This window comes from Pseudarthrobacter sp. MDT1-56, from assembly GCF_059383555.1.
Window position 1 is genome coordinate 157,673 of the sequence record NZ_JBWZCK010000003.1, and the last position, 12,227, is coordinate 169,899.

General features: G+C 67.6%; 10 protein-coding genes. 1 reads left to right on the forward strand and 9 read right to left on the reverse strand.

Annotation, left to right across the window (positions count from 1 at the left end):
- Nucleotides 1-79: 79 nt before the first annotated feature.
- On the forward strand, nucleotides 80-976 hold the full coding sequence (locus tag AC50YC_RS05725) for a glycosyltransferase (RefSeq protein ID WP_494952613.1): 897 nt from the start codon (nucleotides 80-82) through the stop codon (nucleotides 974-976).
- Here the strand turns inward: AC50YC_RS05725 and AC50YC_RS05730 are convergent.
- From AC50YC_RS05730 to AC50YC_RS05770, 9 genes are all read right to left on the reverse strand, one after another.
- Entirely contained in the window at nucleotides 973-1,740 is a 768-nt protein-coding gene (locus AC50YC_RS05730) for a WecB/TagA/CpsF family glycosyltransferase (RefSeq protein WP_494952614.1), read from the reverse strand. The two genes, AC50YC_RS05725 and AC50YC_RS05730, sit on opposite strands and share 4 nt — an antisense overlap.
- Entirely contained in the window at nucleotides 1,737-2,528 is a 792-nt protein-coding gene (locus AC50YC_RS05735) for an L-threonylcarbamoyladenylate synthase (RefSeq protein WP_494952615.1), read from the reverse strand. Before AC50YC_RS05735 ends, AC50YC_RS05730 begins: the two co-directional genes overlap by 4 nt.
- A 36-nt stretch (nucleotides 2,529-2,564) precedes the next feature.
- Nucleotides 2,565-3,437 (reverse strand): peptide chain release factor N(5)-glutamine methyltransferase, encoded by an 873-nt coding sequence (gene prmC, locus AC50YC_RS05740; protein WP_494952616.1) that lies wholly within the window; start codon nucleotides 3,435-3,437, stop codon nucleotides 2,565-2,567.
- An 18-nt stretch (nucleotides 3,438-3,455) separates the two neighbouring features.
- Nucleotides 3,456-4,529 carry a peptide chain release factor 1 gene (prfA, locus tag AC50YC_RS05745; protein ID WP_354169902.1) on the reverse strand — a complete coding sequence of 358 codons (1,074 nt, stop codon included), beginning with the start codon at nucleotides 4,527-4,529 and terminating at the stop codon, nucleotides 3,456-3,458.
- Between the two features lie 247 nt (nucleotides 4,530-4,776).
- Nucleotides 4,777-6,963 carry a transcription termination factor Rho gene (gene rho, locus AC50YC_RS05750; RefSeq protein WP_494952617.1) on the reverse strand — a complete coding sequence of 729 codons (2,187 nt, stop codon included), beginning with the start codon at nucleotides 6,961-6,963 and terminating at the stop codon, nucleotides 4,777-4,779.
- A 324-nt stretch (nucleotides 6,964-7,287) separates the two neighbouring features.
- Nucleotides 7,288-8,274 carry a homoserine kinase gene (gene thrB / locus AC50YC_RS05755; protein ID WP_494952618.1) on the reverse strand — a complete coding sequence of 329 codons (987 nt, stop codon included), beginning with the start codon at nucleotides 8,272-8,274 and terminating at the stop codon, nucleotides 7,288-7,290.
- Between the two features lie 2 nt (nucleotides 8,275-8,276).
- Entirely contained in the window at nucleotides 8,277-9,383 is a 1,107-nt protein-coding gene (thrC, locus tag AC50YC_RS05760; protein ID WP_494952619.1) for a threonine synthase, read from the reverse strand.
- On the reverse strand, nucleotides 9,384-10,718 hold the full coding sequence (locus AC50YC_RS05765; RefSeq protein ID WP_494952620.1) for a homoserine dehydrogenase: 1,335 nt from the start codon (nucleotides 10,716-10,718) through the stop codon (nucleotides 9,384-9,386).
- Nucleotides 10,719-12,227: a diaminopimelate decarboxylase family protein gene (locus AC50YC_RS05770; RefSeq protein WP_494952621.1), complete on the reverse strand. Its 1,509-nt coding sequence runs from the start codon at nucleotides 12,225-12,227 to the stop codon at nucleotides 10,719-10,721. It lies immediately after the preceding gene.

Sequence of the window (12,227 nt, forward strand, 5' to 3'; positions counted from 1 at the left end):
CAACGGCCACTTGTCTTCGCGTCACACGGCCCATCGCCGGCGGGAAAACCACCGGCGGCCGTGCTGAAAGGAACACTCGATGACCCTGTCGGTTGCAGTTGCTGCCGTGACGTTTGACCGTCCCCGGGAGCTGGCAGTTCTGCTGAACGCCATCAACAACCAGACGGCATCGGTTCGTTCGATCTGCCTTGTCGACTCCGGCACGGTCCCCGCGCAGAATGTCGCGCAGGCGCACGAAAACGTCGATTACGTCCGGTCCGAGGCCAACCTTGGCGGCGCCGGAGGTTTCTCCCTCGCGATCCTCAAGGCGGTCGCCACCGGGGCCGACTGGATCTGGATGATGGACGACGACGCCGAGCCCGCCGACCCGGAATGCCTCGCCACGCTCGTCCGCGAGGCGGAGGCCAGGGACCTGGAGGCCGTCGTTCCGCTCGTGGTCGCCCCCGGCCACCCCGACCGGCTCTCCTTCTTCTTCCGCCTGGACGGAAAAGTCACGCACGACCGTGCCGAGGTGGAGAAGATCGGGTTCCTGCCAAACGACGGACACTTCTTCAACGGCGCCCTGATCCGCTCGGATGTCTTTTTCAAAGTCGGCCTGCCGGACATGCGCCTGTTCATCCGCGGTGACGAGGTGGACTTCACCATCCGGCTCCGCAAGGCCGGTATCCGCTTCGGCACCGTCACGACGACGGCGATCACGCACCCGCACGCCTTTTCCGAGACCAAGCACGTCTACGGCGCCCGCTGGCATGTCATCGTGCCGGAGTCGGCTTTCAAGCGCTACTTCTACTACCGGAACCGTGGGTACCTGATCCGCCGCCACTTCCGGATTAAGTCGTTCGTCGCTGATGTGGGCGGGTACCTCGGCTACTTCCTGCAGCGCGGGGATCTCCGCGGCCTGGCCGACTGGTTCGGGGCTTTTTCCGCCGGGCTGCGCGGCAAGGGCTTTGGCCCCCTCAAGGACCAGAAGTTCTAGCGCCCGGGCTGTAGCCGGCGCCGGATCAGCAGCCCGGTGAGCAGCCAGGGCTCGCCGAAGACCCGGTAGGCGACCCGCCGGGGGTGCAGGATCAGCCGCCAGGCCCATTCCAGGCCGAGGCGTCCAAGCCACCGCGGTGCCAGTTTTTGGATCCCCGCAATTTGCTCGATCGCACCGCCGACGGCGCAGTAGACCGCCGGGGGCAGCGTGGCCAGCCGGCGCGTGAGAACCTGTTCCTGCAACGGCATGCCCAGGCCCAGCAGGACCAGCTGCGGCCGGAACTCCAAGAGCCACGTGACGGCCGAGTCCTCGAGTTCCTCGTTCCAGCCCTCGCCCGGCAGTCCGGCCACGCGGGCCTGCGGGACCAGGGCCGCGAGCCTGGCGACGGCCTGGGAGTTCGCCTCGTAGCCGGCTCCGATCACGGCGATCCGCTCGAGCCCGTCGACTTCCGCCAGCGCAGGGATCCAGTCCGTGGAACCCAGCCGGTAGTCCATGACGGGTCCCCCTCCCGTCCGGGCGCCGCTGCCGCGGGCCCAGAGCATCAGCACCGGGGCGCCGTCGATCAGGACCACGTCGCTTTGATCGTAGAAGGCGCGGAAGGCCGGGTCGGAGTGGCACAGCGTGACGCTGTGCAGGTTGTGTCCCACGACCGTGCGGGTGGTGCCTTCGGCCACGAAGCGGTTCAGCACCCCGGTCAGTTCCGGGACAGTCAGGGGCGTCGCGTCCACGTCGAGGACGGGGACGCGTTGTCGCTGGAGGGTCATGCCGTGCCGGCCCCCGGGTTGGGACGTTGGGCATCCGCAAGGGTCTCCCCGGCGTCGTCGGCCTCCGCAGGATCCACGGCTTCAGCGGTTTCCCCTGCCGCGGCCACCTCCTCTAATGCTTCCGGTTCCTCGCCGACGCCGAGCACTGACGGGACAACCTCGCGAAGCCGTTCCAGGCTGATGGCGCCCTGGCGGACCACCCGCAGCGGCACGGCGGTGGCATCGACAATGGTGGACGGCAGGGCGTCGGCGCCCTCGGCCGGCCGTGGTCCGCCTTCGAGGTAGACCTCCACTGACTCCGCGAGCTGGGCTTCGGCCTCGGCGGCGGTCAGTGCCGCGGCCTGGCCCGTGCGGTTCGCCGAGGAGACGGCCAGCGGCCCGGTCAGCGTCAGCAGGTCCTGGGCAACGTCGTCGGCCGGGATCCGCAGGGCGACGGTGCCCTTGGTTTCGCCAAGATCCCAGTCGAGTGACGGCTGGGCATGCAGGATCAGCGTGAGTCCGCCCGGCCAGAAGGCCTCGGCCAGGCGCCGGGCCTCGGCCGGCACGTCCGTGGCGAGGCCGTCGAGGGCGTTGAGCCTGGGGATGAGGACCGGCGGCGGCATTTTCCGGCTGCGGCCTTTCGAGGCCAGCAGCAGGGTCACCGCGAGGGGTGAGAACGCGTCGGCGGCGATCCCGTACACGGTGTCGGTCGGGAAGACCACGCACTTGTGGTCCCGGATGGCCCGCTGGGCATGTTCAAGTCCGGCAGCGCGCTGCTCAGCTGCCGTGCAATCGTAGCTAGTCGTCACTGGCCTATTCTTTCATCACTTAGGGCGTTGCCCGGTTCACCGGGAGTCAGCCGGGCCGGCGAGGACGGCGCTGGTGGCCCGGTCCCTGCCGTTGAGGTCACGATGGGTGGCCACCTCGGCCCACAGCCCGGAGCGCTCCAGCATCGTCGCAATCCAGCCGGCCTGGACTTCGGCGTGTTCCATCACAAAGTAGCCGCCGGGAACCAGCAGCCGCGCCGCGGAGGCCGCGGCCGCCGTCGGAAGTTCCATGCCGTCCGCTCCCCCGCCGTACAGGGCTTCGGGGGGATCGTGCAGTGCCACTTCGGGTTCGTTGGGGACCGCTTCGGCGGGAATGTACGGCGGGTTGGAGACCACGACGTCGAACGTCCCGTTGTGTTCCGGCAGGGCATCGCGCAGGTCACCGCGGATCAGGTGGACGCCGAGCGGCAGCAGGTTCCGGGCAGCCCAGGCGTGCGCAAATTCGCTGAATTCGACGGCGTGCACCTCCGCGCCGGGGACCTCGTGCGCAATCGAGCCGGCGATGGCGCCGGATCCGGTGCCTAGATCCACCACCTTGGGATGTGCCAGGCCTTGCAGCCTGTCGATCACGAGCTGCACGACTGATTCGGTTTCCGGGCGGGGAATGAACACCCCCGGCCCGACGGCCAGTTCCAGGTAGCGGAAATGCGCGACGCCGGTGATGTGCTGCAGCGGAATGCGCTGGGCGCGCTCGGCGACGAGCTCCGGGTAGCCGTCCGGGGCCGGGGTGTCCCCCAGCATCAGCGCGCGGAGCCGTCCGAGCCCGACGCCGAGCAAGTGCTCGGCAAGGAGTTCGGCATCGGCGCGGGGACTCGGGACTCCCGCGGCGGACAGGACGGCGGTGGCCTCGCGGACCGCGTCCGCGAGGCTCAGCCCGGTTCCTTCTGTCATCACTGCGCGGGGCCGGGACTAGTCGCCGATGGCGTCGAGGCGGGCCTGTTCGTCCATCTCGATGGCCGACTGGATGACCGGCTCCAGGTCGCCGTTCATGACCTGGTCCAGGTTGTAGGCCTTGTAGCCGGTACGGTGGTCCGCGATCCGGTTCTCCGGGTAGTTGTAGGTCCGGATGCGCTCCGAGCGGTCCATGGTGCGGATCTGCGACTTGCGCTGGGCCGAGTTCTCGGCATCGATCTGCTCCTGCTGGTGCGCCAGGATGCGGGCGCGGAGGACTCGCATGCCGGCTTCGCGGTTCTGCAGCTGCGACTTCTCGTTCTGCATGGCCACCACAATCCCGGTGGGAAGGTGGGTGATCCGGACGGCGGAGTCGGTGGTGTTCACGGACTGGCCGCCGGGGCCGGAGGAACGGTAGACGTCGATCTTAAGATCGTTCTGGTTGATCTCAAGTTCCTCGGGCTCGTCCACTTCCGGGAGCACCAGCACGCCGGCCGCGGAGGTGTGGATGCGGCCCTGGGATTCCGTCACGGGGACGCGCTGCACACGGTGCACGCCGCCTTCGAACTTGAGCCGCGCGTAGACACCCTCGGCCGGATCGTTCGAGTTGCCCTTGATGGCCACCTGGACATCCTTGTAGCCGCCCAGGTCCGACTCGTTGGCGGAGATCATCTCGGTCTTCCAGCCGCGGGATTCCGCGTACCGGGTGTACATCCGCAACAGGTCGGCCGCGAACAGGGCAGCCTCGTCGCCGCCCTCGCCGCCCTTGACTTCGAGGATCACGTTGCGGGCGTCGTCCGGGTCGCGCGGGATCAGCAGCCGGCGCAGCTTGGCCGCAGCCGTCTCCAGCGCAGCCTCAAGCTCCGGCACCTCGGCCGCAAACTCCGGGTCCTCGCCCGCCATTTCCTTGGCAGCCGCGAGGTCATCCTGGATGCCGTGCCAGGCATGGTAAGCCTCGACAATGCCGTTCAGCTGAGCCGACCGCCGCCCCAGCTTCCGGGCAATCTTCTGGTCAGCATAAACAGCAGGATCCCCAAGTTGTGCCTGGATAGCGTCATGCTCATCCAACAGGCCCTGTACGGACTCAAACATTTTCAAAACCTCTTTCGACTCTTACAAGTCTAGTAACGCGACAGCGAAGGTGGGAAAACAGCGAAGCCGTTCGGTTTTTGCCGCCCCGGGAGTGGCATCGGGCCTGCCGGAGCTGGGAGGCCTGCGATCGAAGATCGCAAGCCTCCCAGCGTAGGGACGGGGGCGGCAAAAACCGAACGGCGAAGGCGGGGGCGGAATCCCGCACGGCTAACCGTGCGAGATTTCCGGCACCCCGCCTTTGACTCAGCTACTTGTCGTTATCGGACTTCGCACCGAGCGTCGTCTTCTGCACCTGCATGAGGAACTCGACGTTGCTCTGGGTCTCCCGGATCTTGTTGGTCAGCAGCTCAAGGCTCTGCTGCGTTTCGAGTCCGGAAAGGACGCGGCGCAGCTTCCACATGATCTTGACTTCCTCGGGGGACAGCAGGTTTTCCTCGCGGCGGGTACCGGACGCGTTGACGTCCACGGCCGGGAAGATGCGCTTGTCCGCGAGCTGGCGGGACAGGCGCAGTTCCATGTTGCCGGTGCCCTTGAACTCTTCGAAGATGACCTCGTCCATCTTGGAGCCGGTCTCGACGAGCGCGGTTGCCAGGATGGTGAGCGAGCCACCGTTTTCGATGTTGCGGGCTGCACCGAAGAAACGCTTCGGCGGGTACAGCGCTGCGGAGTCGACGCCACCGGAGAGGATACGGCCGGAGGCCGGCGCCGCAAGGTTGTAGGCACGGCCCAGGCGGGTCATCGAGTCGAGCAGCACCACAACGTCCATGCCCATTTCCACGAGGCGCTTGGCACGCTCGATGGAGAGCTCGGCCACGGTGGTGTGGTCGTCGGCGGGACGGTCGAAGGTGGAGGCAATGACCTCGCCCTTGACGGTGCGCTGCATGTCCGTGACTTCTTCGGGGCGTTCGTCAACGAGCACCATCATGAGGTGGACCTCAGGATTGTTGGTGGTGATGGCGTTGGCAATCGACTGCAGGATGAGCGTCTTGCCGGCCTTCGGCGGCGAAACGATCAGGCCGCGCTGGCCCTTGCCGATCGGGGCAACCAGGTCGATGACACGGGGGCCGATCTTCTTCGGGTCCGTCTCGAGGCGCAGGCGCTCGGAGGGGTACAGCGGGACGAGCTTCGCGAATTCGACGCGGTCCTTGAGTTCCTCGGGGGTCTTGCCGTTGACCGAGGTGACGCGGACCAGCGCGTTGAACTTCTGGCGCGCGGTCTGCTGCTGATTCCCTTGCTGGGCCTCGCCTTCACGCGGTGCACGGATGGCACCGACGACGGCGTCACCCTTGCGCAGGTTGTACTTCTTGACCTGGGCGAGGGACACGTAGACGTCGTTCGGGCCCGGCAGGTAGCCGGAGGTGCGGATGAACGCGTAGTTCTCAAGCACGTCCAGGATGCCGGCGACGGGCAGCAGGACGTCATCCTCGGTGACCTCGACGTCGTCGACGTCCGGTCCCTGGACGCGTCCACGACGGCGGTCGTTGCGGTCGCGGAAGCGGTCGTTGCGCGAGCTGTTGTCGCGGCTGTCCTGCCCGCCGGAGCGCTCGGGACGGTCGTTGCGGTCTCGCCGGTTCCGGCGGTTCCGTCGGCTGCCGCCGTCGCTGTCGTCATTGTCGCGGTTGGTGTCGCGGTTGCCAGTGTTGTCGCGGGTGTCCCGGTTGCCGGCAGCGTCGTCGCGGCCGCCGCGGGTGCGCTCACGGCGCTGGCCGTCTTCGCTGCCCTGCTCTGCCTGGCGCTGTTCCGAACGCTGCTCGGTGCGCTGGTCCGAACGCTGTTCCGTGCGCTGTTCCGAACGCTGGTCAGCCTGACGCTGCTCGGCCGGGGCTTCGACGGCGGTTGCGGCCGGGGCTGCGGCCTGTCCGGCGGACTGGTCTGCGCTCTGGGCGGCGGCTTCGCCGCGGCGGCGGTTGCGGGTGCGCGGCTGGCGGGTGCGTTCGCCGCCTTCCGTCGAGGAAGCGGCAGTGCCGTTCTCGGCTGAGCCGGCCTCGGCGGAAACCACGGGGGCCTCCACTGCCGGAGCGGCTGCGGGTGCCTCGGCGGCGGGAGTCGTGATGACGCCGTCGCTGCCGGCGCGGCGGCTGCGGCCACGTCCACGGGCACGCGGGTTCTCCTGGGCCGGGGCCTCGGAGTCGGCAGCAGGCGCGGCGGCAGGAGCCGCAGCCTGGGAGACGGTGCCGTTGTCGGTCGCCTTTTCAGCAGCGCGGGCCGGAGCCTTGCTCACGGGAGTGCCGGCGCGGTGGGCGGAAATGGCCGACACAAGATCGCCCTTCCGCATCCGGGAACCGCCGGAAATCCCCAGCTGGCTGGCAAGTGCCTGGAGCTGGGCGAGCTTGAGGCCGGCGAGGCCACTGCTCTTGGCGGGTGCTGCCGTAGACGATCCGGCAGCAGAAGATGATGTTTCCACAGCTGAAGACAGCTCAGTGGTTTCGGTCACGAAGGATCCTTCCCCCTCGACGGCGTCCAGGCTAGGAGCTGGACGCGATGATTTGATCTGGGCTGCAGTTCAGATCCGCAGCCGGGATTTCGGCCTTGCCGGATGGATATTGGCCAGCACGGCCGGATATAGCTACACCTAGCGCGTTCCGGAAGATAAGGAACGGCGGGCTGACTTTTCAGGGGTGCAGAGATTGGTTCTGCGGATTCCTGCGTCAGACCAAAAGCAGGTGGCACCGAAAAATATTGCGCAGTGAAAGATGAGAGAGGCAACTAGGCCAACATCGCGGTCTTTTGAACAGTAACTGAATTACTGCCTGCGTGATTACCGCCGGTGCACTTCCACTTTAGCACCTTCAACGTCCACAGCCAGCTTCATCACACGCCAGCCCACGTCCGGCGTGTTGCCGGTCGTGAAGTCGCCGATGAACTCGACGGCGGCATCGGCCTGGGCCTCCCCGTTGGCCAGGACCAGCACCGTCGGGCCGGCGCCGGAGACGACGGCGGCGAAGCCCGCCTGCCGCAGGGCGGCGATCAGGTCCGCGCTGGGCCGCATGGCGTCCGCACGGTAACTCTGGTGCAGGTAGTCCTCGGTACCCGCCAGCAGGAGTTCGGGTTTTTGCGTCAGGGCGTGGATCAGCAGGGCCGCGCGTCCGGAATTCATTGCCGCGGCGTGGTGTCCCACCGAGGCAGGCAGCAGCGCACGTGCGGCCTCGGTGGACAATTCAAAGTCCGGCACGGCAACCACCGGAACCACCGCCGAGGCGACCGTCGCGCAGGTGCTGCTGTACTGGTCACTGTCCTGCCATGACAGCGCCAGTCCGCCGAAAATCGCGGGTGCGACGTTGTCAGGGTGTCCTTCCATCTCACTCGTGAGCTGCAGGACCCAGTCCTTGCCCCGGCGCGATGCCTCCGGAACCAGGGCATTAGCGGCGGTTACCGCGGCCACAACGGCACAGGCGGAAGAGCCCAGGCCGCGGCCGTGCGGATTGATGTTGTCTGCCGTGATCCGCAGGCCGTCGTGCCGGAAGCCGAGGCGGTGCAGGGCCTCCGTGATGGCCCTGACCACCAGGTGGGTGGCGTCGCGGGGCAGGGATTCCGCGCCTTCACCGCTGAGCTCGAATTCCAGCTCGCCGCTGTCCAGGGTTTCCACCGTTAGCGTGTCGAACAACGTCAGCGCCAGGCCGAGGCTGTCATACCCGGGGCCGAGGTTCGCGCTCGTGGCCGGCACGCGGACCGTCACGAGTTGCCCGGCCGGAACCGCCGGCGTGTCGGCGGCGGACTCGGCCGGAATGGTGAGGGTGGTTTCCACGGTTACTTTTCTTCCAGTCCCAGGGCCGTGGCCACGGTAACCACGTCGTTCGAGACCTTGACGGGCAGCACTTCGCTGCCGTCCTCGGTGCGGAGTGCCCACTGCGGGTCCTTGAGGCCGTGGCCGGTGACCGTGATGACGATGGTCTTGCCGGTCGGCACTTCCCCGGCTGCGTGCTTCTTGATCAGGCCGGCAACGCCGGCAGCAGAACCGGGCTCGACGAAGACGCCCTCACGGGCGGACAGCCAGCGGTGGGCGGACAGGATTTCCTCATCGGTCACGGCTTCGATCACGCCGCCGGACTCGTCGCGTGCGGCGATGGCGGTGTCCCAGGACGCGGGGTTGCCGATCCGGATGGCGGTCGCGATGGTGTCCGGTTCCGTGATCGGGTGGCCGGCGACGAACGGTGCGGCGCCGGCGGCCTGGAAGCCCCACATGACCGGGGTCCTGGTGGAGACTGCGGCCAGCGTCCCGGCGGTGGCGGATTCGAAGGGGGCGGAGTACTCCTTGTAGCCCTTCCAGTACGCGGTGATGTTGCCGGCGTTGCCCACCGGGAGCACATGGAAGTCCGGAGCGTCGCCGAGCCAGTCGACCACTTCGAAGGCGCCGGTCTTCTGGCCCTCGATCCGGGCCGGGTTGACCGAGTTGACCAGGAACACCGGGTAGGACTCCCCCAGCTTGCGGGCAATGTCGAGGCAGTCGTCGAAGTTGCCGTCGACCTGGAGCAGGGTTGCGCCGTGCGCGATCGCCTGGCTCAGCTTGCCCATCGAGATCTTGCCTTCGGGCACCAGCACCACGCACCTCAGGCCGGCGGCAGTGGCATACGCGGCGGCGGACGCGGAGGTGTTCCCGGTGGAGGCACACACCACGGCCTGTGCCCCGGCGGCAACCGCAGCAGTCATGGCCATGGTCATGCCACGGTCCTTGAAGGACCCGGTCGGGTTCATGCCCTCGACCTTGAGGTAGACATCGCTGCCGGTGAGCGCGGAAAGCTGCTGCGCGTAAACGAGAGGGGTGCCGCCCTCCCCGAGGGTGATGACCTTGGTCGCCTCGGTGACAGGCAGTCGTTCAGCGTATTCGCGGATAACGCCGCGCCATTGGTGAGCCACTTAGACTCCTTCTACCCGCAGTACGGATGTAATGGAATTGATAACGTCCAGGCCCTTGACGGCCTCGACGGTGGCTGCCAGTGCAGCCTCGCTTGCGCGGTGGGTCACGATCCGGAGTTCTGCCGATTCGATATTCGAGTCAGCATCGCGGTGGATGGTCTGCCGCATGATTTCAATGGAGACGCCGTGCTCGGCGAAGAGCTGGGCAATCCTGGCCAGCACACCGGGCTGGTCCGCGACGTCGAGTCCGATGTAGTAGCTGGTGACCGCAGCGGTGATGGGAAGCGCGGACACCTGGCCGGTCGTGGTCTCGGCGCGGCCGGGACCGCCCAGGACGATGCTGCGGGCAGCGGAGATGAGGTCGCCCATCACGGCAGAGGCGGTCGGCTTGCCGCCGGCGCCCTGGCCGTAGAACATCAGCTCGCCGGCGTTTTCGGCCTCGATGAAGACGGCGTTGAACGCCCCGCGTACCGCTGCCAGCGGGTGTTCGCGCGGCAGCAGCGTCGGGTGCACGCGGACGGACACGCCGGTGGTCCCGTCGGCGCCTGTTTCCATGCCTTCGGCGGTCAGCTTCTCGGCGATCGCCAGCAGCTTGATGACGAAGCCGGCGTCTTTCGCGGCGGCGATGTCGGAGGCTGTCACGGAGCTGATGCCCTCGCAGTACACGTCATCCAGCGAGAAGCGGGTGTGAAAGGACAGCGAGGCAAGAATCGCGGCCTTGGAGGCGGCGTCGTGGCCCTCGACGTCGGCGGTGGGATCGGCTTCCGCGTAGCCCAGGCGCTGGGCCTCTGCCAGGGCGTCGGCGAACTGCGCCCCGGTGGAATCCATCTGGTCCAGGATGAAGTTGGTGGTGCCGTTGACGATCCCGAGCACCCGGGTGATCCGGTCGCCGGAAAGGCTGTCCCGGATGGGCCGCAGGATGGGGATCGCGCCGGCGACGGCGGCCTCGTAGGAAAGCTGCACACCGGCCTTGTCCGCTTCCTCGTGGAGGGTGGGGCCGTCCTTGGCAACGAGCGCTTTGTTGCCGGTGACCACGCAGGCGCCGTTCCGCATGGCGGTCAGGATCAGGGTCCGGGCCGGTTCGATCCCGCCCATCAGCTCGATCACCAGATCGGCGTCCTTGACCAGGGCCTCGGCGTCGGTGGTGAACAGCCCGCGCGGCAGCTCGACTTCGCGGGGGGCGTCGAGGTTGCGCACGGCGATGCCGACCAACTCCAGGCGGGCTCCGGCGCGCGACGCCAGCATGTCGGCGTCGTCAAGGAGAATCCGCGCAACCTGGGCCCCGACGTTGCCACAGCCCAGCAAGGCTACTTTCAGGGTTCGCAATTCGGTCATTCAGACTCCCATGTCGCGGTTGAGCAGATCTTCTTCGGTTTCCCCGCGGACAATGAGCCGGACAGATCCGTCGCGCACAGCGACAACGCCCGGCCGGGCCAGATAGTTGTAGTTGCTTGACAGGGCCCAGCAGTAGGCGCCGGTCCCCGGTACAGCGAGCAGATCACCGGCTGCCACGTCCTCGGGCAGATATACATCTCTAACAACTATGTCGCCGCTCTCGCAATGTTTGCCCACTACTCGGGACAGCTGCGGGGCCGCGTCCGACGTGCGGGAGGCCAGAATTGCCGAGTAATCCGCGTCGTACAGCACCGGACGCGGGTTATCGCTCATCCCGCCGTCCACCGACACATACCGGCGCGGGTACGTAACGTTTTTGCTTGGCTCGCCAGCATCCGCGGCATCCCCGGGATCGCCGGCGCCGGCTGCCGGGGCATCGACCCGGACGGTCTTCAGCGTGCCCACTTCATAGAGCGTGAAGGTGCTGCTGCCGACGATCGCACGGCCCGGTTCGATCGAGATCCGCGGGGCGGTGATCCCCAGCTCGGCGCATTTGGCGCGGACGACGGCGGCCATCGCCTGGGCGATTTCGGCGGCCGGGCGCGGGGTGTCCACGGGCGTGTAGGCGATGCCGTAGCCCCCGCCGAGGTCCAGCTCGGGGAGCACGATCGAGTACTTGGTCTGCATCGCGGCGAGGAAGTCCAGCAGCTTCTCTGCTGCCAGGGCGAAGCCGTCCGGCTCGAAGATCTGCGACCCAATGTGGCAGTGCAGGCCCAGCAGCTCGATGCTGGGGTAGCCGGACGCGGCGGCCACAGCTTCCTCGGCCGCGGACAGGCCGGCCTGCTCGGTGGAGTCCCCGGCCATGGAGAGGCCGAACTTCTGGTCCTCGTGGGCCGTGGCGATGAATTCGTGGGTATGGGCGTGCACGCCCGGGGTCAGCCGCAGCATCACCTTCGCGGTTTCGCCGCGGGCCTCGGCAATCCTGGCGACGCGTTCGAGCTCGGCGAGGCTGTCGACCACGATCCGGCCCAGCTGCATGTCGAGGGCGCGGTGGATCTCGCCGTCGGACTTGTTGTTGCCGTGGAGCGCGACGTCGGCGCCGGGGATCCCGGCGCGGGCGGCGACGGCGAGTTCCCCGCCGGAGGCCGTGTCCAGCCGCAGCCCCTCTTCCTCCACCCAGCGGACCACCGCCGTGCACAGGAAGGACTTGCCGGCGTAGTAGACGTCCACTCCCCCGCAAATGTCGGCGAAAGCGTCGTTGAAGGCGTCGGAAAAGGCGCGGGCCCGGGCCCGGAAGTCGTTCTCGCTCATCACAAACAAGGGTGTGCCGAACTGGCGCTGGAGCTCGCTGGCGGGGATGCCGTCAATGGCGAGTTCGCCGGCGTCGTTCCGGCTAACCCCACTGGCCCACAGCGGCTCGTGCAGGACATTGAGGTCAGCGGGGACCTGCAGCCATTCCGGCGCGAGCGGGGAGGCTGCGCCGGCGGTGGTGGACGGGTTGGTGGTCAT